General features: G+C 67.4%; 25 protein-coding genes. 10 read left to right on the forward strand and 15 right to left on the reverse strand.

The genetic code is table 11. The annotated features are described in order from the left end of the window. Positions 1-2: 2 nt before the first annotated feature. The 3 genes from AC5P9W_RS09520 to AC5P9W_RS09530 are packed head-to-tail and all read right to left on the reverse strand — an operon-like array spanning position 3 to position 2474. Positions 3-1256, reverse strand: coding sequence for an ABC transporter permease (locus AC5P9W_RS09520; RefSeq protein WP_495219119.1), 1254 nt, complete (start codon positions 1254-1256; stop codon positions 3-5). Further along, on the reverse strand, positions 1249-1944 hold the full coding sequence (locus tag AC5P9W_RS09525) for an ATP-binding cassette domain-containing protein (protein ID WP_021202314.1): 696 nt from the start codon (positions 1942-1944) through the stop codon (positions 1249-1251). Before AC5P9W_RS09525 ends, AC5P9W_RS09520 begins: the two co-directional genes overlap by 8 nt. After that, positions 1941-2474: a ZrgA family zinc uptake protein gene (locus tag AC5P9W_RS09530; RefSeq protein WP_111101886.1), complete on the reverse strand. Its 534-nt coding sequence runs from the start codon at positions 2472-2474 to the stop codon at positions 1941-1943. The genes AC5P9W_RS09525 and AC5P9W_RS09530 overlap by 4 nt, the downstream gene beginning before the upstream one ends. Positions 2475-2506: 32 nt before the next feature. On the opposite strand from AC5P9W_RS09530, the gene AC5P9W_RS09535 reads away from it, so the two are divergent. Further along, entirely contained in the window at positions 2507-2980 is a 474-nt protein-coding gene (locus AC5P9W_RS09535; RefSeq protein ID WP_021202312.1) for a MerC domain-containing protein, read from the forward strand. A 153-nt stretch (positions 2981-3133) separates the two neighbouring features. Here the strand turns inward: AC5P9W_RS09535 and AC5P9W_RS09540 are convergent, their stop codons facing one another. Next, positions 3134-4036, reverse strand: coding sequence for a LysR substrate-binding domain-containing protein (locus tag AC5P9W_RS09540; RefSeq protein WP_495219123.1), 903 nt, complete (start codon positions 4034-4036; stop codon positions 3134-3136). 118 nt (positions 4037-4154) lie between these two features. Here AC5P9W_RS09540 and dkgB point away from each other — a divergent pair, with 118 nt between their 5' ends. The 4 genes from dkgB to AC5P9W_RS09560 are packed head-to-tail and all read left to right on the forward strand — an operon-like array spanning position 4155 to position 7192. Next, positions 4155-4958: a 2,5-didehydrogluconate reductase DkgB gene (dkgB, locus tag AC5P9W_RS09545; RefSeq protein ID WP_495219124.1), complete on the forward strand. Its 804-nt coding sequence runs from the start codon at positions 4155-4157 to the stop codon at positions 4956-4958. Positions 4959-4969: 11 nt separating this feature from the next. Continuing rightward, positions 4970-5914, forward strand: a complete 945-nt coding sequence (locus AC5P9W_RS09550; protein WP_495219125.1) for a TIGR03571 family LLM class oxidoreductase — start codon at positions 4970-4972, stop codon at positions 5912-5914. Between the two features lie 19 nt (positions 5915-5933). Further along, the gene (locus AC5P9W_RS09555; protein ID WP_111104676.1) at positions 5934-6872 is read left to right on the forward strand and encodes a cyclase family protein; all 939 of its coding nucleotides are present in this window, start codon (positions 5934-5936) and stop codon (positions 6870-6872) included. Then, the gene (locus AC5P9W_RS09560) at positions 6869-7192 is read left to right on the forward strand and encodes a MoaF-related domain-containing protein (protein ID WP_329841916.1); all 324 of its coding nucleotides are present in this window, start codon (positions 6869-6871) and stop codon (positions 7190-7192) included. The genes AC5P9W_RS09555 and AC5P9W_RS09560 overlap by 4 nt, the downstream gene beginning before the upstream one ends. A gap of 19 nt (positions 7193-7211) precedes the next feature. On the opposite strand, the gene AC5P9W_RS09565 is transcribed toward AC5P9W_RS09560, so the two are convergent. Next, positions 7212-8165 (reverse strand): LysR family transcriptional regulator, encoded by a 954-nt coding sequence (locus tag AC5P9W_RS09565; protein ID WP_019659832.1) that lies wholly within the window; start codon positions 8163-8165, stop codon positions 7212-7214. A 106-nt stretch (positions 8166-8271) separates the two neighbouring features. Between AC5P9W_RS09565 and AC5P9W_RS09570 the strand changes: the two genes are divergently transcribed. Beyond that, positions 8272-9015 (forward strand): SDR family oxidoreductase, encoded by a 744-nt coding sequence (locus AC5P9W_RS09570; RefSeq protein ID WP_329841917.1) that lies wholly within the window; start codon positions 8272-8274, stop codon positions 9013-9015. Between the two features lie 117 nt (positions 9016-9132). On the opposite strand, the gene AC5P9W_RS09575 is transcribed toward AC5P9W_RS09570, so the two are convergent. Genes AC5P9W_RS09575 through AC5P9W_RS09585 form a run of 3 tightly spaced genes read right to left on the reverse strand, consistent with a single transcriptional unit; the run spans position 9133 to position 14623 of the window. Next, entirely contained in the window at positions 9133-12210 is a 3078-nt protein-coding gene (locus AC5P9W_RS09575) for an efflux RND transporter permease subunit (protein WP_495219126.1), read from the reverse strand. After that, entirely contained in the window at positions 12207-13379 is a 1173-nt protein-coding gene (locus tag AC5P9W_RS09580; RefSeq protein WP_197574948.1) for an efflux RND transporter periplasmic adaptor subunit, read from the reverse strand. The genes AC5P9W_RS09575 and AC5P9W_RS09580 overlap by 4 nt, the downstream gene beginning before the upstream one ends. Continuing rightward, on the reverse strand, positions 13376-14623 hold the full coding sequence (locus AC5P9W_RS09585) for a TolC family protein (protein ID WP_206621568.1): 1248 nt from the start codon (positions 14621-14623) through the stop codon (positions 13376-13378). The genes AC5P9W_RS09580 and AC5P9W_RS09585 overlap by 4 nt, the downstream gene beginning before the upstream one ends. Before the next feature lie 62 nt (positions 14624-14685). Here AC5P9W_RS09585 and AC5P9W_RS09590 point away from each other — a divergent pair, with 62 nt between their 5' ends. Continuing rightward, entirely contained in the window at positions 14686-15360 is a 675-nt protein-coding gene (locus AC5P9W_RS09590; protein ID WP_329841922.1) for a response regulator, read from the forward strand. Further along, complete coding sequence (locus tag AC5P9W_RS09595; RefSeq protein WP_329841923.1) at positions 15353-16726, forward strand: sensor histidine kinase; 1374 nt, start codon at positions 15353-15355, stop codon at positions 16724-16726. Before AC5P9W_RS09590 ends, AC5P9W_RS09595 begins: the two co-directional genes overlap by 8 nt. Positions 16727-16865: 139 nt before the next feature. Here the strand turns inward: AC5P9W_RS09595 and AC5P9W_RS09600 are convergent, their stop codons facing one another. The 3 genes from AC5P9W_RS09600 to AC5P9W_RS09610 form a co-directional block, all read right to left on the reverse strand. Continuing rightward, complete coding sequence (locus AC5P9W_RS09600) at positions 16866-19217, reverse strand: GH92 family glycosyl hydrolase (protein WP_329841924.1); 2352 nt, start codon at positions 19215-19217, stop codon at positions 16866-16868. A gap of 96 nt (positions 19218-19313) precedes the next feature. Continuing rightward, entirely contained in the window at positions 19314-19637 is a 324-nt protein-coding gene (locus AC5P9W_RS09605) for a thioredoxin family protein (RefSeq protein WP_308305977.1), read from the reverse strand. Between the two features lie 5 nt (positions 19638-19642). Beyond that, a complete protein-coding gene (locus AC5P9W_RS09610) occupies positions 19643-20059 on the reverse strand; it encodes a baeRF12 domain-containing protein (protein WP_019337746.1) in 417 nt (138 codons plus the stop codon). Positions 20060-20221: 162 nt separating this feature from the next. On the opposite strand from AC5P9W_RS09610, the gene AC5P9W_RS09615 reads away from it, so the two are divergent. Then, positions 20222-20449, forward strand: a complete 228-nt coding sequence (locus AC5P9W_RS09615; protein WP_019337747.1) for a hypothetical protein — start codon at positions 20222-20224, stop codon at positions 20447-20449. A 473-nt stretch (positions 20450-20922) separates the two neighbouring features. Continuing rightward, positions 20923-22410, forward strand: a complete 1488-nt coding sequence (proP, locus tag AC5P9W_RS09620; protein ID WP_043396178.1) for a glycine betaine/L-proline transporter ProP — start codon at positions 20923-20925, stop codon at positions 22408-22410. A gap of 99 nt (positions 22411-22509) precedes the next feature. Here the strand turns inward: proP and AC5P9W_RS09625 are convergent, their stop codons facing one another. The 4 genes from AC5P9W_RS09625 to AC5P9W_RS09640 form a co-directional block, all read right to left on the reverse strand. Beyond that, on the reverse strand, positions 22510-23139 hold the full coding sequence (locus tag AC5P9W_RS09625; RefSeq protein ID WP_134735446.1) for an ATPase: 630 nt from the start codon (positions 23137-23139) through the stop codon (positions 22510-22512). A 3-nt stretch (positions 23140-23142) separates the two neighbouring features. Continuing rightward, on the reverse strand, positions 23143-23484 hold the full coding sequence (locus tag AC5P9W_RS09630) for a type II toxin-antitoxin system prevent-host-death family antitoxin (protein ID WP_049448040.1): 342 nt from the start codon (positions 23482-23484) through the stop codon (positions 23143-23145). A gap of 71 nt (positions 23485-23555) precedes the next feature. Beyond that, the gene (locus AC5P9W_RS09635; RefSeq protein WP_019659843.1) at positions 23556-25142 is read right to left on the reverse strand and encodes a sensor histidine kinase; all 1587 of its coding nucleotides are present in this window, start codon (positions 25140-25142) and stop codon (positions 23556-23558) included. A 9-nt stretch (positions 25143-25151) separates the two neighbouring features. After that, positions 25152-25556 (reverse strand): response regulator, encoded by a 405-nt coding sequence (locus AC5P9W_RS09640; protein ID WP_019659844.1) that lies wholly within the window; start codon positions 25554-25556, stop codon positions 25152-25154. Between the last annotated feature and the right edge of the window lie 81 nt (positions 25557-25637).

Raw genomic sequence — 25637 nt, forward strand, 5'->3', positions numbered from 1 at the left:
GCTCAGCCTCCCGGTGAAAGGCCATCGGCCAAGGTGCGCCGGTAAGCGAGCAACGCCGGGACCAGCCCGGCTACGGCGCTGATCAGCAGCACGCCCGCAGCCCATGCCAGTTCACGGCCATCCGGCCAGACATGGGTGATCGACAGACCGAAGGTGGCCAGTACCCAGCCGCGCCCGGCAATGCTGGCGACCACCAGCAGCGACAGGGCCAGCACGCTGGCCACCGCACTGGTCGCCACCGCTTCCACCACGAGCAGGCCAGCGATGTAGCCCGGTCGCGCGCCGGTGGCACGCAGGATGGCCATCTCGCGCCGCCGCTCCTGCAGGGTGGAGACCAGCAGCGCCACCAGCGAGACCATGCCCAGCAGCACCACCATTGCACTGATCAGCTGCAGGGCTCGCTCGGCGGTGCCCAGCGACTGCCACAGCTGCTGCAGGGTCACGCCGGGCAGGATCGCCAGCATCGCCTCGTCCGGATACTCGTTGATCCTGCGCTGTACCGAGAACGTGGCGATGCGCGAGTTCAGGCCGAGCATGAAGGCGGTGATGCTGGTCGGGGTCAGGTCCAGGTGGCGCGCCTGCTCGGCGCTGACGCTCTGGCTGCGCAGCTGCACGCCCGATCGCCAGTCAACATGGATCGCCTCGATGGCCGGCAGCGAGACCAGCAGCGACGAATCCACCGGCGTGCCGGTGCGCTGCAGGATGCAGGCAACGCGGAACGGCTTGTCGGCATGCGTGGCCAGCGTGACCGCGCCGGTGCCGTGCGCCAGCACGATCTCGTCGCCGAGGCCGACCTTCTGCGCGCGAGCCACCTCCGCGCCGATCACCGCGTCATACAGATCATCGAAGGGCCGCCCCTGTGCAAAGGCCAGCGCGTGGCCGGAACCATAACGATAATGTTCAAAGTAGCCGCCAGTGGTACCCACTACCCGGTAGCCGCGCCAGGAATCGCCCAGCGACAACGGCACCGACCACTTCACCTGCGGCAATGCGGACAGCTCCTGGTAGGACTGCCAGGACACGTTGTTGGTCGGGTCGCCGATATGGAACACCGAATACAGCAGCAGGTTCACCGGTCCCGAACGCGCACCGACGATCAGATCGGTGCCCGATACGGTGCTGGCAAACCCCTCGTGCGCCTGCGTGCGTACACGCTCGACGCCCAGCAGCAGCACCACGCTGAGGGTGATGACCAGCACGGTCAGGCCCACGCTCAACGCGCGGCTGCGCAGGCTGGCCCAGGCAAGCTCAAGCATGGCCGGCACCTGCCTGGTTGATCTCGGACAGTGAAATGGTGCGGTCGAACAACGGCTGCAGGCTGTCGTCATGGCTGACCACCAGCACCGTGGTGCCGGCCGCCTGGCACTGCGCGGACATCAGCTGCAGGAAGGCGGTCGCCGCTTCGCGGTCGAGCGCCGAGGTAGGCTCATCGGCCAGCAGCAACATCGGACGGCCGATCAGGGCGCGCGCTGCCGCCACGCGTTGTTGCTGGCCAACACTGAGCGTACCCGCCCGCCGCTGCATCAGCTCAGGATTGAGCTGCAGGGCCTGCAGCAGGCGGGCGATCTCGGCATCCAGCGGCCCGCTGATGCGTGCGCTGCGCAGGCGCGAGAAGCGCAGGCCCAGCGCGATGTTGTCGCGCACGGTGAGGAACGGCAGCAGATTGAACTGCTGGAAGATCACGCCCAACTGGTCGGCACGGAAACGATCCCGCGCCGCACCCCCCATGTCCTGCAGTGCGTGGCCGGCCACCTCGACACGGCCCTTGCCGGGCAGCAGCACGCCCGCCAGCAGGCCCAGCAGGGTGCTTTTGCCGCCACCGCTGATTCCGCGCAGCAACACGCTGCTGCCCTGCTCGACCCACAACCGCGGGATGTCCAGCACCAGCCGCGTGCCGTAGCCGAACTGCACGTCTTCCAGCGAGATCACCGGTGCCGCGCTCACGGTGCCAGCACCACGCGCAGGTTGTCGGGCGTCAGCACACTGCGGTTCTGGCCATTGGCGGTTGCACTGTTGACGATGACTTCGTGCAGGCCCGGGAACAGCACGGGCAAGCGCACGACGATCGCCCGCAGCTCGGCAGGTTTGGCACAGTGGTACTGCAGCGTCGCGCTGAAACCTGCGTGCCGGTGCTGTCCCGGCGGCGGCGCGGCGGCCGTCGCGTCGAAGCCCTCCGCATCGGCTTTACTGGTGGCCAGACGGCAGCCCGCAGCGGTGGGCAGGGTGACCCAGCTGCCTCCCTTCAGCACTGTCGTAGCCCGTGCCAGCGCGGCCTGCTCGGCTGCATTGGCCGGCGGCCGCTCGTAATCGAGGATGCCGATGCCGGGGGCCTGAAGGGCGAATTCCAGGGTTTGCTGGTCAAGCGCAACCTCGACGGTCGCCTGGCCATGCACGTGCGGTGCGTGCTGGCGGATGTCATGGGCCTGTGCGGCGCTGGCAGCCAGCAGCAGGAATAGAACAGCAGGAAGCTTCATGGGGGAGTCTCCAAGTGTTACTTTGTAACATTATGGACCATATCCCCACGACGCCCGCAAGGGCCTTGGCCCAGCCGCCAACTTCGGCACGCTGGCACCCCCGCTTCGATCTTGCCGGTGCCTGGCTGTCCCTGGCCTGCGCCGCCCACTGCATCGCCCTGCCCCTGCTGCTGGCCTTCGTGCCGGCAGCGATGATGGCGCTGCGCTCGTTCCAGCATCCCGGCCATGGCGCGATGACATTGCTGCTGATGATGTCGCGCTGGGAGTGGCTGTTCGCGCTGCTGGCCTCCTCGCTGGCCTTGGCGAGCACCTCGGCCGGGGTGCACCGGCACGGGCGCTGGCAGCCCCTGCGGCTGGCCTGCGCCGGCGCCATCCTGCTGCTGTCGGCCTCTCTGTATCTGCCGCTGAAGGAATCGCTGCTCTGGCATGGCGTAGCGACAGCCAGTGGTGGCGCGCTGCTGGCGTTCGCTCACATCGGCAACCGGCGGGCGCTGCGCAACCGCTAACACCGGCCGCAGGTCGGTTGGAACACGCCATCCACGCATGGCGTGGATCTACCGATGCGCTCGACGCAGCCAACGGTAGTGCCGGCCGCTGGCCGGCAGCTGCGGTGATCCGGCAGGTGGGGAAAGCCGGCCAGCGGCCGGCTCTACCCTTCTCTACTCGTCGAACGGTCGCTGTCCCAGCGTCTGCGTCACGTGGTCGACGAAACACGTGATGCGCGCGGCCAGCGCGGTGTTGCGGTAGTACACCGCATTGATCGGCTGCCGCACCTCCTGCGTCTGCTTGGCCAACAGCTGCACCAGGCGGCCATCACGCCGGTCCTGGCGGGTCAGGAAATCAGACAGGCAGGCGATGCCCAAACCGGCCACCGCCATCTGCCGCAGCGTCTCGCCGCTGGATGAAGCGATCGCCGGCTCGATCACGAAAGGCCCGCCATCGGCATCGTGCAGCGGCCATTCGTTCAACGAACTGGGCTGGGTGAAGCCCAGCAGGTCGTGCTCGCGCAACTGCTCCACGCGCGTTGGCGTGCCGCGGCGGCGCAGGTACTCGGGGCTGGCCACCACGCGGATGCGGCTGTGGCCGATCGGCCGCGCATGCAGGGTCGAGTCGCGCAACACACCGATGCGGAACGCCACGTCGGTGCGCTTTTCGATCAGGTCGGTGATGCCCTCGTTGGAATTCAGCTCCAGCTCCACCTGCGGGTAGCGCTCGCGAAAGCCCTCCAGCAGCGGCACGATCACGTGCAGCATGAACGGCGTGGCGGCGTCCACGCGCAGGCGCCCGACCGGCTGCAGCCGCCGCGCGGCCATCTGTTCCTCGGCCTCGTCCACCGTGGCCAGGATCGTGCGCGCGTACTCCAGGAACGCCGCGCCCTCTTCGGTCAGTTCCAGCCGCCGCGTGGTCCGCCGCAGCAGCGTGGTCTGCAGCTTGTCCTCCAGCCGCGCCAAGGTGCGGCTGGTGGCGGAGATGGTCAGCTCCAGCTCTTCGGCCGCGGCCGTGATCGAACCGCTGTCGACCACGGCCACGAAGGCCTTCAGCTCATCCAGGGTGGTTTTCATTTTTTACCTCGGCGCAAAAGCATTTCCCGTATACACGGCTTAATCAACAAATGTAAAGCGCCCACACTTCGCCCTGTCCCGAGCCCACCGGCTCTCAACGAAGTCCCTGGAGTCCATCATGAGCGTTCCTTCCTTTGGCGTCGGCACCTTCCGCCTGACCGGCCAGACCGTCATCGATTCGGTGCGCAACGCCCTCGACGTCGGCTACCGTGCGGTCGATACCGCGCAGATATACGGCAACGAAGCCGAGGTCGGCCAGGCCATCGCCGAATCCGGCGTGCCACGCGACCAGCTGTTTCTGACCACCAAGATCTGGGTGGACAACTACGCCGCCGACAAGCTGATCCCGAGCCTGCGCGACAGCCTGGCCAAGCTGCGCACCGACCATGTCGACCTGCTGCTGATCCACTGGCCGGCGCCGGGCAATGGCGTTGAACTGCGCGAATACATGACCGCGCTGGCCGACGCCAAGACGCTGGGCCTGACCCGCCAGATCGGTGTGTCCAACTTCAACATCGAGCTGACCCGGCAGGCCATCGAGGTGGTCGGTGCCGGCGAGATCGCCACCAACCAGATCGAACTGAGCCCCTACCTGCAGAACCCGGCACTGACCACCTTCCTGCAGGAACAAGGCATCACCGTCACCTCCTACATGACCCTGGCCTACGGCAAGGTGCTGAAGGACCCGGTGCTGGCCGCCATCGCCGGCAAGCACCAGGCCACCGTGGCCCAGGTCGTGCTGGCGTGGGCCCTGCAGCGGGGTTACTCGGTCATCCCGTCCTCGACCAAGCGCGAGAACCTGGCCAGCAACCTGCTCGCCCAGGACCTGCGCCTGGATGCCGATGACATGGCCGCGATCGCCGCGCTTGACCGCAACGGCCGCGAAGTCGATCCGCCGGGCCTGGCCCCGGCCTGGGACTGAGGCGCCTCGCCATGGGTAGTGCGTTGGCGCGGCTGCAGGCCGGTTTCAGCATCGGCATCGAAGCACCGCTGGACAATGACTGGACGCCGCTGGGCGAACAGGCACGACGCGCCGCGCGACGCCTGCCCGGCGAACCGGACCTGCAGCGCCATGCAGAACTGGCACGCTTGGCCGACCGCCTCGGCTTCCGTGCGCTGTGGGTGCGCGACGTGCCGGTTTACGACCCAGCCTTCGGCGATGCGGCGCAGGTGTTCGAGGTATTCAGTTACCTCGGCTACCTGGCCGGCATCACCAATGACATCCTGCTGGGCACCGGTGCGGTGGTGCTGCCGATCCGTGAGCCGTTGCTGACCTTGAAGTCGGCGCGCAGCGTGCAGCGGCTGAGCGGAGACCGCCTGCTGCTGGGCGTAGCCAGTGGCGACCGCCCGGTGGAGTACCCGCTGTTCGGCCGCGATTTCGACACGCGGGGCAGCCGCTTCCGCGAGCAGATCGCATTGCTGCGCGAAGGCGCCGCCGCGCACCTGCCGCAGGGCTTGGACGTGCTGCCTGCGGTTGGCCCAGCCCTGCCGTTGTTCGTGGCCGGCCTGGCCCAGCAGCAACCGGCGTGGATCGGCCAGCACATGGATGGCTGCCTGGCCTACCCGGGCACGCCACAGGACCATGCGCAGCGCGTGGCGGCCTGGCGCGCCGTGGCCGGCAACAAGCCGTATGCCAGCTTCATCCACCTGGACCTGGTGGCCGATGCCGATGCCCCGCTGCAGCGCTGGCGCTTTGGGCTGCGCGGCGGCCGCAAAGCCGTGCTGGCCGAGCTGCACGCCATGCAGGCGGCCGGTGTCGACCACATCGGCCTGCAGTTCCGCCGCAACGAACGGCCGTTGGCCGAAACCTTCCACGAAATCGCCGAGTACGTGCTGCCGCACTTCCCGGCCCATGCCCGCGCCGCCGCGACGGTCTGACAGTTACCGGAGCTTTGCCATGAAGATGAAGACCCTGGCCGCGCTTGCGCTGGCCACCCTGCCGCTGTCCTTCCAGGCCACCGCCGAGGACTGGTATCCCTCCGCCTACGGCGCCGACGACGAGATCGGCGCGGCCAACCTGCTGACCGCCGACGTGGTCAAGCACGCGGTCTCGCTGGTCAGGACCGGCAAGACCTATCCGCTGGCGGTGCCGGTGGACAAGAACCTGCCCGCGTTCCGCCACCGCAGCTTCCGCCTGTACAACGTTCAGGTCGGCCAGCAGGCCGGCAAATCGCTGGGCCCCAACAGGTTCACCTTCAACGATGAACTGGTGAACGCCTGGACCGGCGTTGGCACCCAGCTCAACGGTATCGGCCATATCGGCATCGACAACGTCTACTACAACGGCAACAAGGCCGCCGACTTCGTCACCGTGGACGGTGTGCGCAAGCTCGGCGTCGAGAAGGTGCCGCCAATGGTCACCCGCGGCGTCGTGCTGGACATGACCGCGTACTACGGCAAGGCGATCGTGCCCGGTGGCACCGAGTTCACCGTGGCCGACATCCAGGCCGTGCTGAAGAAGCAGGGCCTGAGCCTGCGCAAGGGCGACGTGGTGCTGTTCAACACCGGCTGGCTGGAACTGATCGGCAAGGACGACAAACAGTTCCTGGAAGTGGAACCGGGCATCGGCATGGAGGCGGCGAAGTGGCTGGCCGACCAGGGCATCGTCGCCTTCGGTGGCGACACCTGGGCCTCGGAGGTCTACCCGAACCCGGACGGTGCCGAGGAATTTCCGGTCAACCAGTACATGCTGGCCAAGCGCGGCATCTACAACCTGGAGCTGATCGACAGCCGTGCCCTGGTGCGCGACAAGGCCTGGGAATTCCTGTTCGTGCTCGGCCAACCGCTGTATGTCGGCTCGACCCAGGTGAACATCAACCCGGTGGCGATCCGATGAACACCGCCGCTGACCTTCCCGTGTTCGCCGGCCGCCGCTTCCGCGTCCGCTATGACGGCCTGGCCGCCGACAATGTCTACAGCGCCGATGGCCGCCACGTGCACTACGCCATCGTCTCCGGCGCCTATGCCGGTGCGCAGGGTGAAGCCGCCTGCGAGTGGCAGCAGATCAGCGACGGGGTCTATGCCATTTCGTGGCAGGAAGCCGATGGCGCTACGGTCGTGCATGTCGATGACTTCGCGTGCGGGCATTCGCTGGCCTGGTTCACCGCCACCGATGGCAGTTTCCATCGCATGCAGGGGCCGCTGCACGCGCTGTGATGCCGGCCAGCGGCCGGCACTACCCCCTGCGGTCGGACAGCTTCGCGTGCCGCTCCGGTAGTGCCGGCCGCTGGCCGGCAACCCCGGTCTGCTCGAACACCCCGGCCACCCAGTCGATGAACACCCGCAAGCGCGGCGACGGCGTGCGGTTGCGCGGGTAGACCAGGCTCAACGGGCTTGGGGTCGGCGGCGCGTCCGGCAACAGCTCCACCAGCTGCCCGCGCGCGATATACGGGTCCATCCGGTAGCGCGGAGCCTGGATGATGCCCAGGCCCGCCAGCGCGGCGCCGAGGAACGCATCCGCACCGGACACACGCACCCGCGCCGGCAGCGGCACGTAGCGTACCTGCCCGCCCTGCTGGAACTCCAGCGGAATCAGCTGGCCGGTGGCGCTGGAGCGATAGCCGACCATCTGGTGGCCGTCCTGCAGGGCATCGATGCTGCCCGGCGCGCCCCTGACCTGCAAATAGCTTGGCGAGGCCACCGTCACCTCGCGCAGCATCGTCAACCGGCGCGCCGCCAGATCGCTATCGGCCAGCGTCCCCACCCGCAACGCTGCATCCACGCCTTCGCGCAGCAGGTCGACATAGCGGTCGCCTTCGCTGACGTCCAGTTCGATCTCCGGGTAGCGCTGCAGGAAGTCCGGCAGCTGCGGAAACAGCAGGTGCCGGCCCAGCGTGCCGTGCACTTCAATGCGCAAGGGGCCGCGCGGCGGCGCGTCACGGAAGGCGGCCTCGGCATCGTCCATGTCGGCGATCAGGCGCAGGCAACGGCCATAGAAGGCCTCGCCTTCCAACGTCGGCACCACCAGCCGCGTGGTCCTGTGCAGCAGGCGCACGCCCAGCCGCTGTTCCAGCGCCTTGATCGCGTCGGTCACCGTGGCCCGCGGCAGGCCGAGGTCCTCGGAGGCCCGGGTGAAGCTACGGCGCTCGACGATACGGACGAAGGCGCGCATGGCCGTAAAGCGGTCCATTGTTCGGCTATCCGGATGATGTTGGCGGATTATGCAGGATTATCCGAACGTGCGATGGCGCGAACATGGCCCTGCGCCGCTCCGGCGCGCCCCAGTGGAAGCCACCATGACCCTCTCCCCCGCCCGCTCTGTCGCTCTGGTCACCGGCGGCTCCCGTGGCATCGGCGCGGCCATCTCCCGCCGCCTGGCCGCCGATGGCCACGCGGTCGTGATCAACTATGCGGGCCGCCGCGACGACGCCGAAGCCTTGGCGGCCGAACTCGACGCAGCCGGCGCGCAGGCCATCGCGCTGCAGGCCGATGTGGCCGATCCGCAGGCGGTCTACCAGCTGTTCAACGCCATCGAGGCCCGTTTCGGCGGCATCGACGTGGTGGTCAACAGCGCCGGCGTATTGCAGCTGGCGCCGCTCGCCGACACCGACGACGCCCTGTTCGAGCGGGTGATCGGCATCAACCTCAAGGGCGCCTTCAACGTGCTGCGCGAAAGCGCGCGACGGGTGCGCGACGGCGGGCGCATCGTCACGCTGTCCACCAGCGTGGTCGGGACCCGGCTGGAGAACTACAGCGTCTATGCGGCCAGCAAGTCGGCGGTGGAGACCATGGGCGCGATCCTCAGCAAGGAGCTGCGCGGGCGCAACATCACCGTGAACGCCGTGGCGCCGGGCCCGACCGCCACCGATCTGTTCCTGGATGGGAAATCGCCCGAGCTGATCGAGCGGTTGGCGAAGATGAACCCCCTGGAGCGGCTGGGTACGCCGGAGGACATCGCCGGTGCGGTGGCGTTCCTGGTTGGTGCCGATGGCGGGTGGATCAACGGCCAGGTGCTGCGCGCCAATGGCGGGATGGTGTAGTCCGCACAGGTGGCATCCACGCATGGCGCGACGCCCTTGTAGAGCCGAGCCCATGCTCGGCTGCTCTTCGCGCAAAGGCCAGAAGCAGCCGAGCTTGGGCTCGGCTCTACAGGTAGGTCAGGCGATGCGCGCCTCGCGGCGGCGATGCACCCAGTAGTACAACGTGGGCAGTACCAGCAGGGTCAGCAGCATCGCCGACAGCAGGCCGCCGATCACCACCACCGCCAGCGGTTTCTGGGTCTCGGCACCAATCGCATGCGAGGTGGCCATCGGCAGCAGGCCGAACATCGCCAACAGTGCGGTCATCAGTACGGTGCGCAGGCGCTGCAGCGAGCCCTGCACGACCGACTGCAGCAGGTCCATGCCCTGCTCGCGCAGCTGCGCGAAGCGACTGAGCATCACCACCCCGTTCAGCACCGCCTGCCCGAACAATGCAATGAAGCCGATCGCCGCCGACACCGACAGTGGAATCCCAGTCAACCACAGGGCGAGGATGCCCCCGATCATCGCAAGTGGCACGTTGGCCAGGATCAGCGCGGCGCTGCTGATGTCCTTGAAGGCATCGAACAGCAGCACGAAGATGATCAGCACCGACAGCGGAATCACCCAGCCCAGCCGCTTCATCGCACGCTGCTGGTTCTCGAACTCGCCAGACCACTCCAGCCGGTAGCCGTCCGGCAGCTGCACGTTGGCGTCCACGCGCTTGCGCATGTCGGCCACCACGCTGCCCATGTCACGGCCGGCGATGAAGATGCTCACGGCCTTGACGCGCTGTGCGTTCTCGCGCGAGATGTTGATCGCGCCGCTGGCCATGCGGAAATCGGCGACGTCGGACAGCGTCACCGTGTGGCCATCGCCGATGCCGACCGGGACCGTGCGCAACTGTTGCAGGTCACGGTCGGCGTCGTCCAGGCGCAGCGTGATCGGGAACCTGCGGTCACCTTCCCACAATTCACCGACCTGGCGCCCGCCCAGTGCGGTCTCGATCACCTCGTCGATGTCGCGCACGTTCAAGCCATAGCGCGCGGCGCGGTCGCGATCGATCTCGATCTGCAGCTGCGGCAATGAACCGTCACGGTCGATGAAGGCACTCTCTACGCCCTCCACGCTACGCACCTGTCCCAGGATCGCCTGCGCCTGCTGGTTGAGCACGTCCAGATCCGAGCCGCTGACCTTGATCACCACCTGGCCCTTGATCTGCGAGATGCTCTCCAGGATGTTGTCGCGCACCGGCTGCGAGATCGAGAACTCCGGCCCCGGAATGCGCTGCTCCAAGGTGCGCTGCAGATCGCTCACCAGCTGCCGCTTGTCCACGCCCTTCGGCCATTCCTTCTCAGGCTTCAACGCCACCAGCGCCTCGATCTGGTTGGCGCCCTTGGCATCGGACCCGTCTTCCGGGCGCCCCAGCTTGGCCACCACGGTCGATACCTGCGGGAACGTGCCCACCAGCTCGCGGATGCGCCGCGACTGCTGCTGCGCTTCGGCCAGGCTGGTGCTGGGGTCGAGCGTGGCGGTCAGCCAGATCGAGCCTTCGTCCAGCTCCGGCAGGAACTCCGAACCCAACCGGGTACCCAATGCCAGCGTGCCGACCAGCAGCGCAACTGCGGTCAGTACCACCGCACGCGGGCGGGCCAGTGCGCGCTCCAGGACCGGCCGGTACCAGCCGGTCAGGCGGTCCATCAGCGGATTGCCGTCGCGCATGCGGTCGCTCCGCAGCCACCAGTAGCAGAACAACGGCACCACGGCCAGCGCCAGGATCAGCGCGCCGATCAATGCCGAGGTCACCGAGTACGCCATCGGCGCGAACATGCGGCCTTCCTGGCGCTGCAGGGTGAAGATCGGGATATGCGCGGCGATGATGATCAGCATCGAGAAGAACGTCGGCCGGCCCACTTCCGATGCAGCTGAAAGAACGGTCGAGAACCGTGTCTTACGATCGGCCGCAGGGGGCAGCTTCGACAATCGCGAGACGATGTGCTCGGTCACGATCACCGCGCCATCGATGATGATGCCGAAGTCCATCGCACCCAACGACAGCAGGTTGGCCGGTACGCCCCACAGATGCAGGCCGAGGAAGGTCGACAGCAGCGCCAGCGGCATCATCGCCGCCACGATCAGCGCGGCACGGGCGTTGTACAGGAACAGCCACAGCACCAGGAACACCAGCACCGCGCCTTCCAGCAGGTTGCGGAAGACCGTCTTCAGCGTGGTCGAGACCAGCCATGAGCGGTCGTAGAACGGCTCGATGCTGACCCCGGCCGGCAGCTGGTTGGCCTCGATCTCGGCGATGCGCGCATGCAGCGCGTCGAGCACGTCGGACGGGTTCTCGCCCTTGCGCATCAGCACCATGCCGAACACCGCATCGTCATTGTCGTCCTGGCCGACCAGGCCCTGCCGGGGCAGCCCGGTATCGGCGATGCCGGCCAGGTCACGTACCAGGATCGGCGTTCCCCCGCGTTGCGCCACCACCACGTTGCCGATGTCGGCCGGCGAGCGCATCAGGCCCACGCCACGGATCAGGAACTGCTGCTGGCCGCGTTCCACGTAGCCGCCACCGGCATTCGAGCTGCCCCTCTCCAGCGCCTCGGCGAACTCACCCAGGCTGATGCCGCGGTCACGCAGCTTGTCCAGGTCCGGCTTGACCTGGAAGGTACGCGCGAAGCCGCCGAAACTGATCACATCGGCCACGCCCGGCACGGTGCGCAGGCTGCGCTCCATCGTCCATTCCTGCACGGTGCGCAGCTGGGTTGGCGTCATGTGCGGGCCTTTCAGCACATAGCGGTAGATCTCACCTACCGCCGAGCTCATCGCCTCCAGTTCCGGGGTCACCCCTTCCGGCAGCTCCACGCCCTGCAGGCGCTCCAGGACCTGCTGGCGTGCGAAGTAGTCATCGGCCTTGTCGTCGAAGGTCAGGATGATCATCGACAGGCCGAACTGCGTATGCGAGAACACCCGCACCGAATGCGGGATGCCGGACAACGCCACCTCCAGTGGCATCGTCACCTCGCGCTCGACCTCTTCGGCGGCACGGCCCGGGTGCAGCGACACCACGGTCACCTGGGTGTCGGATACATCCGGGAAGGCTTCCACCGGCAGTACGCGGAACGCGGCAATGCCGGCACCCATGAACAGCAGCAGTGCCAGCATCACCATCAATGGCTGGCGCAGGCAGTAGGCAATCAGGCGATCGATCATGGGGCGGCGTGCCCCGTGCCGGTGCTGGCGGCGGCCGGTGCGCTGTCCGCCAGCTGCTGCAGCAGCAGGCCGCCTTCTACCACCACCCTGGCGCCTGCGGCCAGGCCCTCACGCACCCACAGCCGGCCATCGCCCAGCTCCTCGGCATGCACCGCGCGGCGCACGAAGCGGCCCTTGCCCTCCTCCACGAACACCACCTGCTTGCCGTCGATCAACAACACGGCCGCATCGGGCAGCGAGACACCACCCTCGGCCGGCAACGCCACCTGGGCGCGCACGTACTGCCCCGCCTTGAAACCGCGTGCGCGGTTGTCCAGCTCGGCGCGCGCCTGCACCACGCGGCGTTCGCTGTCGACGAAGTCATCCACGTGCTGCAGGGTCGCCTGCAGCGGCTGTCCATCGGCCCCGGGCACGCTCACCTGCATGCCCGCCTTCAAACGTCCGGCCAGGCCCTCCGGTACATCCAGCTGCAACCACAGGCGGTCCGGATCGCCAATCACCGCCAATGGCCGTTCGCTGTCGGGGCTGACCGCCATGCCCGGGCTCATCCGCCGCTCCACCAGCACGCCATCGATCGGCGCGCGCAACGGCAGGCGCTGATCGACGTGCTGGCCATTGCCATAGGCCTTGGCGAAGGCGGTCGCACGCGCTTGATCGGCCTGGCTGCCGGCGAAATTGGCCTCTGCCTCGTCCAGTTCGCGGCCCGACGCCACACCTGCCGCATGCAACTCGCGGGTGCGCTCCAGCTCCTTGCGGGCCTGCTGCAGCTGGGCACGGCCGCGCACGCCCTCCGCCTGGGCTTGGCCGAATTCGGGCGAAGTGATCCAGGCGATCACCTGGCCCGCCTTCACTTTCTGCCCCGGCTGTGCCTCGATGCGCGCCACCTGCCCCGCCAACGGCGTGCGCAGCGCGCTGGAGCGCGTCTCGTCCCAGACCACCCGGCCCGGCAGCTGCAGGCTGGCGCTGGCGCCGGCGGTGACCGCCTCGCTGCGTAGCACGTCCAGCTGGCGGCTACCGGCAGGAAACTGGATCTGGCCAGCACTGACCGTCGGCCCGTCCTCGGTATACGGCGCCGGTTCGCGGCCGCAGCCGCCCAGCAGGGCCAGCGCCAGCAAGGCCGGCAGCACGGCCTGTCGCGCCTGCGGTCGATAAGCGACGGTGGACTTCATCGGGACTCTCCTTCAGCAACGGATGTGGCCGCTTCCCAGCGCGCCAGGGCAATGGCATGGTCGGCACGCGCATCGATCAGCGCCGTCTCGAAGTCGCGCCAGCTGCGGCGCGCATCCAGCAGATCGGTCAGGCTGGCGGCGCCGCGCCGGTACGCCAGTTCGATGCCCTGCACCGCCTTGCGTGCGGCGTCGGACTGCAGTCCCTCATAGTCGCTGCGGCGCTGTGCGGCGGACTGCGCGCTGGCCTGCAGCTGGTCCAGCTCGGCGCGTGCTTCGCGCTGCAGTACCTGCAGCTCCAGCGCGGCGCTGTCACGGTCGGCCTCGGCACGCTGGATCGCGCCGCGTGCACGTGACGGGCCGCCGAGCGGAATGGTCAATGACACTCCCCAGGTGACACCGCTGATGTCGGTCGGCTCGCGCTCAGCCTCCACACCCAGCTGGATGTCGCGATGGCGCTCACTGCGCGCCAGTGCCACACCGGCGTCGGCCGCGGCCAGGCGCGAACGTGCCGCGCGCAGATCGGCACGCTGCTGTGGGTCGAACGCACGCGTATCGACCCTGCCCGCGGGGTCTGGCCACGGATCATCGGCGCTGAGATCATGGCTGTCGTCGCGGCCGAGCAGCAGCCCCAGCGCATGCCGTGCATCGCGCAGATCCAGGGCCGCCTCGCGCGCCGCATCGGCCACCGCCAGGTCGTCCACTGCCAGCCGCGCGCGATCCACCGGCGCCATCGCCCCGGTGGCCACCTGCTTGTCCGCCGCCGCCATCTGTTCGGCCGAACTCTGGCGGTTGGCCTCGGCAATCTGCGCCCGCTCCTGCGCGCCCTTCAGGCCGAAATAGGCTTCATGCAGTGCCACCTGCTGCCGGCGCCGGATATCGAGCATGTCCAGCCCGGCCACTTCCAGCAGCGCATCGGCCTGGCGGATGCGCAATGCGCGCTTGCCGCCGCGCTCCCAGGTCCAGCCCAGGCCCACGGTGCTGTCCACCCGCTTGTCCTGCCAGCGTCCGGAGCCGATGCCATGCTTGGGGCTGATCTTGCTGGTGCCGATCAACAACTCGGTGGCCGGGCGCAACGCCGCCGTCTGCACATCGCCCTGCACGCCGCGCAGCTCCAGTGCCGCCGCACGCAGGTCCGGGTTGTGTGCTTCCATGGCGCGCTGCGCTTCCTGCAGGGACAGCGCCGAAGCGGTGGGCGCGCACAGAAGAGTGGCCAGCACGGCCGCAAAACGAGGGGAGAAATTCATGCACGTCACGGTAAGGTGATGCACTTGCGCCAAACTTGCCCCAACCTTGCACGAAGCTTGCAATGCGAATCCTGCTGATCGAAGACGACGCCGCGCTGGCCGATGGACTGATCCGCGCCCTGCAGGGCGCCGGCCATCTGTGCGACCACCTTTCGCGCGGCCTGCACGCGCCGGCGGCACTGGCCAGCGCGCCGTATGACGTGATGGTGCTCGACCTTTCATTGCCCGATGTCGACGGCCTCGACCTGCTCTCGCGCCTGCGCAACGACGGCGTCACCCTGCCGGTGCTGATCCTGACCGCGCGCGACGGTGTGGAGGACCGCATCCTCGGCCTCGACCGGGGTGGCGACGATTACCTGGCCAAGCCATTTGCACTCGGTGAGCTGGAGGCGCGCCTGCGTGCGCTGTCACGCCGCCGAAGCGACGCACCGGCAAAGAAGCGGCTGGGCCGGTTGTGCTTCGACAGCATCCGCAATGAAGTGCAGGTGGAAGGCCAGCGCATCGAACTGACCGCGCGCGAGCTGTCGCTGGTCGAGGCACTGATGCAGCATCCCGGCCGCACCGTCACCAAGCAGCGCCTGTTCGACGCGCTGTACAGCTGGGATCACGAGGTCAACCTGTCGGTGATCGAAGTGCATGTCAGCCGCCTGCGCCGCAAGCTGGAGCAGGCACGCGCCGGCGTCGGCATCCGCATGTTGCGTGGGCTTGGATACCGGTTGGAGGCCGGGGGTGACTGAGCGCGTGCACAGCCTGCGGGGGCTGCTGCTGCGCCGCCTGTGGCTGCCCCTGCTGGTGCTGCTGCTGTGCAGCGCAGTCGGTTCGTTCGCGCTGGCCCGCTTCTACGCCGGCCAGGTCTATGACCGCTGGCTGCTGGACTCGGCGATGTCGTTGTCCGAGCTGGTGAAGGTGCAGGACGGGCGTGCCTCGATCGAGATAACGCCTGCGGTGTCGCGCATGTTCACCTGGGATACCGCTGACGAAGTGCATGGCGAAGTAGTCGACGCCGCGGGCGGGCGCCTGTATGGCGACCTGCCCGAGGCATTGCCACGCCCGTCGATGTCCGCCGGCAGCGACGACCCGGTCTACTATGATGCGCGGCTGCGTGGGCAGGCCGTGCGCATGGTCGAAGTGGTGGTCAGCGCCGGGCCGGGCCACGATATCCGCCTGCGCGTGGCCGAGACGCTGCGCAAGCGCCACCGCCTGGAGCGCAAGCTGCTGCTGGCCAGCATCCCGTTCCAGGCCGCGATCCTGGCGCTGGCTGCGTGGCTGGCCTGGTCCGGTACCGGCGCGGCTGCACGCCACGCCAACCAGGTGGCACGGCGGTTGGCCAGCCCACGCCCCGACCCGCTGGCGCCGCTGGAGCCGGCGCAGGAGGCGCCGCGCGAACTGTGGCCGGCGGTGGAGGCCTACAACGCGCTGCTGCAGCGCCTGGACGCCATGCAGGCCGCGCAACGGCGCTTCGTCAGCAATGCCGCGCACCAGCTGCGCACGCCGCTGGCAGCGATGCAGGTGGAGCTTGAGAGTTCATTGCGCCAGCACGATCCGCACGCCCAGCAACTGGCGCTGTCCGGCACGCTGGCCGGGCTGGCGCGGCTGCAGCACCTGGTCAACCAACTGCTGATGCTCAGCCGATCGGAAGATCCACACGGCAGCGCACTGCCGCTGCAGCCGCTGGATCTGGCCGCGCTGGCGCGGGGCGTGGTCGAGCGCTACGCCGACCGTGCGTTGGCGGCGGGCGTGGACCTGGGTTACGACGGACCCGACGACGGCGTGCAGGTACAAGGCGATCCGCAGCTGTTGCGCGAGGCACTGGGCAACCTGCTGGACAACGCGCTGCGCTACGGCGCCGTGCCCGGCGTGATCACCCTGGGACTACAGCGGGATGCCGAGGGCGTGCAGGTGTGGGTGGACGATGACGGTACAGGCATCGCCGAAGCCGAACGCGCGCGCGTCACGGAACGCTTCTATCGGGCGAGCAGCGAGGGCGACGGCTGCGGGCTGGGGCTGGCGATCGTGGCCGAGATCGCGCAGCGGCATGGCGCGACCTTGATGATTGATACCGCCCCGATCGGCGGTGCGCGGGTGGGGTTGCGGTTTCGCTGACCTTTGTCGAATTGCCCTTGTAGAGCCGAGCCCATGCTCGGCTGCCGTTGACGCGATACCTGAGCCGAGCATGGGCTCGGCTCTACAGGTTCAAGGTCAGCCGTGAAGCGTGCCGACCAAGGTCGGCACCTACCAATCATCACCGGCTCATCGAATAGGGCGCCTGCGCGCCCTGCCCCGGCCAATCCTTGTTCGGCTCGGCCTGCATCGTGAAACGCAGCTCGCCACCTGCCAGGATCTCGTCATGGCGCAGGAAGGTGCGCTGCAGCGGCTTGCCGTTGAGGCTCACGTTGCCGACGTAGGTGTGCCTGTCATCCAGCCCATCGGCCACGATGGTGAACGCCTTGCCGTTCGGCAGGCGCATCGCGGTCTTAGGCAGGAACGGGCGGCCGAGGATGTACTCGCCCGAGCCCGGGGCCACCGGATAGAAGCCCAGCGCGGTGAACACGTACCACGCCGACATCTGGCCGACATCATCGTTGCCGGCCAGCCCATCGGGGCGGTCGGCATACTGGGTGTCCATGATCTGCTTCAACCGCGCCTGGGTGCGCCACGGCTGACCTGCATACGAATACAGGTAGGCCACGTGGTGGCTGGGCTCGTTGCCGTGCGCATACCAGCCGATCAGGCCGGTGATGTCTTCCATGTGCTCGAAGATCGATGGATCCACCTTGGCGTTGAACACCTCGTCCAGGCGCGCGAGCAGCTTGTCGCTGCCCCCGTGCGCCGCCGCCAGGCCGGCGACGTCCTGCGGCACGTACCACGAGTACTGCCAGGCGTTGCCCTCGGTGTAGTCGGTGCCATAGCCGCTGGCGCTGGGGTCGAACGGCGTGCGGAAGCTCCCATCGCGCTTGCGCGCACGCATGAAGCCGGTGTCCTTGTCGAAGGCATTGCGCCAGTTGCCGGCACGCTTGTCGAAGGTCGCCGCGATATCGCCCTTGCCCATCGCCTGCGCCATGCGTGCGATGGTCCAGTCATCAAAGGCGTACTCCAGCGTCTTGCTGGCGGCCTCGCCTTCCTCGTCGATCGGCACATAGCCCAGCTCGCGGTACTGCGCGATGCCGTCATAGGGGCCGTAATTGGCGGTCTCGACCATCGCCTTCAGTGCCTTGTCGGCATCGAAGCCACGAATGCCCTTCACGTAGGCATCGGCAATCACCGGCACCGCGTGGTACCCGATCATGCACCAGTCTTCCAGGCCATGGAACGACCACACCGGCAGCATGCCGTAGGGGCTGTGCTCGTGGTGGGCCAGCATCGAATTGACGAAGTCGCTGTTGCGCTTCTCCGGCTGCACCAGCGTCAGCAACGGGTGCAGCGCACGGTAGGTGTCCCACAGCGAGAACGTGGAATAGTTCGTGTAGCCCTCGGCCTTGTGCACGGCATTGTCCGGCCCGCGGTACTGGCCATCGGCATCCATGAACAGCGTCGGCCCCAGCAGGGTGTGGTACAGCGCGGTATAGGCACTGCGGCGGGCGTGCTCGGGCGCATCGATATCGAGCACCGACAGCGCCTGCGTCCATTCCTGTTTCGCCTGCGCACGCACGCGGTCGAAATCAAAGTCGGCCACTTCCGCGTCGAGGTTGGCAATGGCGCCGGCTTCGCTGACCGGCGAGATCGCGACCTTGACCACCAGCGGTGCATCCAGCTTGCCGAATGCGAAGGTACCGACCAGCTGGCGGCCCTCGACCTGTGCGCGCTGCGCTGGATCCTTCTCGCCCGGCGGCGGGAAGCCCTTGTAGACGATGTCCTGCTCGGTGTTGTGCAGCTCATGCCGGGAAAGCGGCCGCGAGAAACGCATCGCGAAGTACAGCTGGCGACCTGGCGCCCAGCCGCGCGTCTCCCGGAAGCCGGTCACCGTACCATCGGCGCGCACCCGCACCCGCGACCACAGCACTTTGCCCGGGTAGTCGTACATGCTGGTGCGCATGTCCAGCAGCACCTTGGCGTCGGCGCCCTTGGGGAAGGCGTAGCGATGCACGCCCACGCGCGCACTGGTGGTCAGCTCGGCGCGCACCTTGTAGTCGTCCAGGGTGACGGCGTAGTAGCCCGGCTCGGCCTTCTCATCGTCATGGCGGAAGCGAGAGGCATAGCCGCTGCCCGGCTTCTCAGGATCGCCACGCTCCAGGCCGGGACTGCCGGTGAACGGCATCAGCAGGATGTCGCCCAGATCGGAATGGCCAGTGCCGGAAAAATGCGTGTGCGAGAAGCCGACGATGCTGCTGTCGTCGTAGCGGTAGCCGGCTGCCCAGCCATAGGCCTTTTCGCGTGGCTGGATGCGTGTGTCCGGGCTGAGCTGGACCATGCCGAACGGCACCGTGGCACCCGGGTAAGTGTGGCCTTCACCACCCGTACCAATGAACGGGTCGACCGAGGCATAGGCCTTGTCGGCGGCGGTTCTGGCAGGCGCGGCCGACGCCAGGCCGGAAGCGAACATCGCCGTGGCGGCGACAGCGATCAGGAGACGACGGTCCAGCGTGGGCATCGGCATTTGGATCGATTCAGGTGATAGCGGGATCCTAGCACCGGGCCTGTCACGCCGCATGCTGCAGTGCGACTGCCCGGTGTCCCGCACCGGGTTCGCTCTTCAACCGGGAAGTGCGCTCTGCAACGACATGAGATCCGCGCTGTCCAGCGGCCTTACCACCCGCGCGACCTCTTCTCCATCGCGCAGCAGCACCACCGTCGGCCACAGCTTCACCTTGAACGCTCGCCCCAATGGTCTTCCCTTGCCATCCTCGATCTTCCAATGCGGCAGATCGTTCGCTTCGACAAAGGCCTGCAACGCGGGCTGCGCGGCCTGGCAATGACCACACCAGGGCGCACCGAACTCCAGCACCTGCCAGCCAGGCTGCGCCGCCACCTCCGCAGAGGTGGGCTCGTTCGCAAGGTGATCACGCATGAACGGCATGAGCGCTACGCCGCCAGTGCCTTCTGGATGTCTTCCAGCGGCGCGTTGGTCAGATCCTTGGCAATATCCCCGAGCAATCGCGCCTGGACCTCTTTATGCAGCAGCGGACGAATGCGGCCCAGCGTGGTCGGGTCGGCGATCAATACCAGGTGCGCATAGCGGTTCTTCAAGGCATCTTCGTTGAGCTGTTCGGCCACCTGCTTGGCGAACGTGGCCTCATTGAGTTGCGAGACCGACATGTCCTTCGGCACGGCACCCGCAGGCCCCTGCCCGGATACACCCTGCTCGCTGATGTCCTGCAGGCGCAGTTCGCCTTCCTGCTTCAGGGTCAACTGGTGGTTGCTGCCCACGTTGGTGAACACCCGCGCCGAACCACCGTCGGCTACCACGATCAGGGTTCCTTCGGGAATCGTCCGCGCCATTGCATCCTCCATCAATCCGAAAAGTGGGTGTGCGCTCCACCTTATGCACGCCGATGTCACCAGAGCGGGTACAGGATGTGATCCCGTCATCGCAATCTGCAATCAGCGCTAAATTTGTCCGCCTGCCTGCCGCTATGGCCTCCATCATCGCGAGGAACCTCTGTGTACGCTGGCTCACTGTTCCACGTCTGCTTTGCCACCAGCCTGGCCATTGCCGGCTGTGCCGGTTGCATCCACCAGTTCCTGCAGGGCCAACCGTTCTTCGCCCTGGCCATCATGCTCTCGGTGCTCACCATGATCGGCGCCGCACTGGTCACGCGGAAACTGGCACTGCCGGGCGCCTTGGCGATGGCCTGCACGGTGTTCGGTTTGGTGGCGAAGTCGGCCTGAGCCTTCTGAACAGGCGAGGTGGAACACAGCGTGCAGATCAGCCTGCTTCGCTGCATGCTCACGCCGAAGCCGTTATGATGAACGGATGATCGACACGACCCACTACGTGACGGGCGCACCTGTTACGTGGGAAGCACTGCCGACCGGCCCTTCGCTTGCCACGAATGCTCCCGCCCTGCATTTCCATCGCCTCGCGCTGGATCCCGGCGGATGACGCCCGCAGGCGCTCTGCCTGCACCCCTACGCTGATGTGATACCTGGCCGCTGACTGCTCGGCCGCTGTGATCCCGTTTTCGCGTCTCCGCCCCTGCGGCGGTGCTTTGCCGTGCGCGTGGCGTTGCGCCTGTACACATTCCCCGGCCCCCACGCCGCCTTCCGATGCCCTGCGCCACTTGCGCCTGCATCGCCGTTTCCGATTTCCGGGACACACCACAGCACCCATTCCCCTATTCCATACCTACAAGGGAGCCCCTATGCAGGACACGCCCGATTCCCATGCCCACTTCGGCTGGTTCAAACGCCGCCGCCACCTGAAGGTCGATGAGATCACCGTCGTCGACAAGCCCATGCTCAAGCGCGCCGTGGGCGCCGCCGCACTTGGCAATGCCATGGAGTGGTTCGACTTCGGTGTCTACGGCTATCTGGCCGTCACCATCGGCCAGGTGTTCTTCCCGTCCAGCAACCCCACGGCACAGGTGATCGCCGCCTTCGCCACCTTCACCGTGGCATTCCTGGTGCGTCCACTCGGCGGCCTGGTGTTCGGCCCGCTCGGCGACCGTTATGGGCGCCAGAAAGTGCTGGCGTTCACCATGATCCTGATGGCGCTGGGCACGTTCTCGATCGGCTTGATTCCCTCCTACGAGCGCATCGGCATCTGGGCACCGGTGCTGTTGCTGCTGGCACGTGTGGTGCAGGGGTTCTCCACCGGCGGCGAGTACGGCGGTGCGGCCACCTTCATCGCCGAGTATTCCACCGACCGCAACCGCGGCCTGATGGGCAGCTGGCTGGAGTTCGGCACGCTGGGCGGCTACATCGCCGGCGCCGGAACCGTGACCGCGCTGCACATGCTGTTGAGCAGCGGACAGATGCTGGACTGGGGCTGGCGCATTCCATTCCTGGTGGCCGGCCCGCTGGGCCTGCTCGGCCTGTACATGCGCATGAAACTGGAGGAAACGCCGGCCTTCCGCGCCTTCGCCGAGGAAGCCGAGAAGCGCGAGCACGACCGGCCCGGGCTCGCCGCGCTGTTCCAGGTACATGGCCGCCAGTTGCTGGTCTGCATGGGCCTGGTGCTGGTGTTCAACGTGACCGACTACATGCTACTGACCTACATGCCCAGCTACCTCAGCGTCACCATGGGCTATGCCGAGAGCAAGGGCCTGCTGCTGATCATCATCGTGATGCTGGTGATGATGCCGCTGAACATCGTCGGCGGATTGTTCAGTGACAAGCTTGGCCGTCGCCCGATGATCATCGGTGCCTGCATCGCGCTGCTGGTGCTGGCCGTACCCTGCCTGCTGCTGATCGGTAGCGGCAACGACTGGCTGATCTTCCTCGGCCTGATGCTGCTGGGCCTGGCACTGGTGTGCTTCACCAGCTCGATGCCGTCCACGCTGCCGGCGCTGTTCTATACCCCGGTGCGCTACAGCGCACTGTCGATCGCCTTCAATGTGTCGGTGTCGCTGTTCGGTGGCACCACGCCACTGGTGACCGCATGGCTGGTGGAACGTACCGGCGATCCGCTGGTGCCGGCCTACTACCTGATGGGCGCGGCGGTGATCGGCTTGGTCACCATGCTGTTCGTGAAGGAGACCGCGGGCCTGCCGCTGCGCGGTTCACCGCCGGCGGTGGGCAGCGACAAGGAAGCCGCCGCACTGCTGAAGAGCGATGTGCCGGTGACGGTGGACCCGAGCCTGCCGCCACTACCGGAGACTGCGGAGCCTGAGCAGGTAAAGCCGGCCTGAGGCTCGGCGAAGCCGGCGTTGTTGTACGGCCAAGCCCGCGCGCGGCTGCCTTTCGAGAGATCAGCCGAGCGTGGGCTCGGCTCTACAACGTACGCGCCCTCAATCGCGCGCAGCGTTCAACTCCATCGCACGCATCACGATGGGTTTGGCCCAGTCCGGCGTGTGCAGCAGCTCGGCCACCGAGACCGGGTACTGCAGCTGGCCGTGCGCCATCGCCAGCACCGGCAGCGGCTCGACGCAGCCGTCGGCGCCGGCGGGAGCGCTGTTGTCGTAGACATGCAGCTCGGCCAGGTGTGGCAGCAGTTCCAGCAGGTTCTCGCGTGCCGAATCGAAGCGGGCGTGGATCTTCTCCACCGGAATGTCATGGCCGCCGGCGGCCACCCGCGCTGCAACACGGGCAATGTGCAGATCCACCGTGGCCAGGCCACAGAACCAGATCGCGACGTGATGGTGCTCGCAGGCCTCGCGCAGCAGGCGCGGAATGGTGTTGCCGCCCAGCGTGGTCTCGAAGGCGAAGTCCGTGCCATCGGCCATGGCCTGGCGCAGGCGGCGGGTGCCTTCCTGCCAGGCCTCGGCATTGGCGTCGGGCAGCGGCCAGCCCGCCTCTACCAGGCGGCGGGTGAACGAATCGGGGTTGAACCAGCCCAGCCCTTCGGCTTCCAGCCAGGTTCCCAGCAGCGAACTCTTGCCGGCGCCGTTGACGCCGGCCAGCACCAGGATCCGCCCCATCGGTCAGAGCGGACGGCCGAGGGTGACCTTGCGGCCGCGGCGGATCGGCTGGCCCAGCACCTTGCCCAGCCCCTCACCGCGCTGCAGGCCAGCCAGAGTCTGGTCGAATTCGCTGCGCAGGCGCAGCAGTTCTTCACTGCGCTCACCGGCATCGCTGCCGGCAGCCTTGGCCAACAGCTCCTGGTAGGTGCGGATGTCCACGATCACCGCTTCGGGGTGGTTGTGGTTGGTGATGACCAGCGCCTGCTTCTCACGCACGGTACGCATCAGGCTCGGCCAGCCCCGGGTCTTCACAGACGAGGCCGGGGCCTTCTCAAGTCCAGGCAGATCCAGTGGCAGGGTCATGGCACGGCTCCAGGCAGAAGTGGATAATGGCCACTATACCCAATTTGGCCAAATTGGATATAAATGCCGTTTCACGCGCCGGAGCCGGTCTGTGGCGCATCGGTCTGCAGCAGGCTGTCACGCTCGCGCAGTGGGAAGCGGATCCAGGCATCCAGCCCCTGCGGATCGAAGTGCAGTTCACCACTGCCGGCCAGCTCATAGGGCACGCGCTGCTCGATCAGCGCACGGCCCAGGCCGCGCTGGCGCGGCAGCTCCCAGTCTTCCACGGCGGCATGGCGTTCACACCAGTGCAGGCCCAGCCATGGCTGTCCGTCCTGCACCTGCAGGTGCCAGGACACGTCGATCCGGCCATCCTCATGGGTCAGCGCACCATGCCGCAGGGCGTTGGTCGCCAATTCGTGGATCGCCAGGGACAGCACTTCGGCCGCCTTCGGTGGCAGCAGTACATCCTCGCCCTGCAGGCGATAGGCGGCGGTGACCGGCGTCTGCGCTGCGATCTCCTCATCGAGCATGCCACGCAGGCAGACCCCGGCATTGGCGCCACGGGTAAGCAGGCTCTGCGTGCGCGCCAGCGACATCAATCGTCCGCACAACCGTTCAGCGTAATCATCCACACTGCTGACCGACTCACGGGTCCGCCAGGCAATGGCATGGATGGTCGACATGATGTTGCGCACCCGGTGCTGCAGTTCGGCCAGCAGTACCGATTGGCGCTCGGTGGCACGCTTGAGATCGTCGATGTCCACAGCGATGGCGAATACGCCCGTCACCTCGCCGTCTGCATCGCGCAGCGGCGCGGCGGCCACACGGGTCCAGCGCGCGCGCCCGTCGTCATGCTTGAACTGGAACTCCAGCCCGGGCACTACCGTCTCACCGCGCAAGGCCCTGGCTATGGCGAAATCCCTGGGTTCGATGCGCGAGCCGTCGGGGTGCCATCCCTGCCAGCGGTGGTGGTTGGGCAGATCCGTGGAGGGCACCTTGCCGGTGGGAAGGTAGGTGCGCATCTGGTCGTTGGAGAGCTGCAGGCACCCCTCGGCATCGACGATGCAGACGCCCACCGGCAGTACCTTGAAGGCCAATGCCAGGCGGCGGTCCGCCTCCCTCCGCTTCTGCTCTTCGCGTTCGCGGGCCGACTGGGCCACATGCGCCGCCGTCGTCTCGAACATGGTGACCAGCACGCCGCTGACGCGCCCCTCTTCGCCACGGATGGGGCTGTAGGTAATGGTGAACCACACATCCTCCAACCGCCCGCGGCGCGCGAGGGGATAGAGTTTGTCCTCGTAAGTGATGGTTTCGCCCTGCCAGACGCGCTGGTAGATCGGCCCGTTGATATGCCACACCTCGGGCCAGCATTCACGGGTCGGCTGGCCGAGTCCGCCGGGATGCTTGTCGGCCAGGATCTCGGCATAGCCATCGTTGTAGAGCTGCACCAGCTGCTCGCCCCACAGCACGATCATCGGGAAACCATGCGCCAGCATCAGGTCGACGGTGGCGCGCAGGTGTGGCGGCCACCGCTCATACGCTCCCAGCGGCGTGGATGACCAGTCATGGCGGGCGATGCGCGCAGCCATGCCATCGTGGCGCCCGTGCGGGTGCGCTGCAGGTGGCATGCCGCCACACAGCTCGGTGGCGCGGATGCCTTCAGGACGGCGCGACATGCCGCGCGATCAGGCGATGCCCGCAGAGACCTGCGGCGTCGCCACCAGCCCGGCCAGCTGCTGCACCAGGGCTTCAATGTGATACGGCTTGGTACAGCGCGGCGCGCTGGCGAAGCGGCTTGGCAGGTTGTCGTCGTAGCCGGAGGTCAGCAGGAACGGGGTGCCGGCCTCGGCCAGCCGGTCGGCCAACGGATAGACCTGTTCGCCGCCCAGATTGATGTCCAGCAGCGCCACATCGATGGGATGGGTATCGACCAGCTGCCCCAACGCCTGCAGGTCACCGGCAGGTCCCACCACCTGTGCGCCTTTCAGCTCCAGATAGTCGACCAGGAACATCGCGATGGCGAATTCATCCTCCGCCACCAGTACACGCAGCCCTTTCAGGCCCTCTGGTTTGTTGCCCGCTTCCAGCACGACCGGCGCTCCTCGATACACGCGGCCCACCTCTGCCGCAACGCCCGCAGGATGCGCGAACCGGGCTACAAGAGCGCGTGA

This window comes from Stenotrophomonas sp. YJH_SMC_33, from assembly GCF_059372295.1.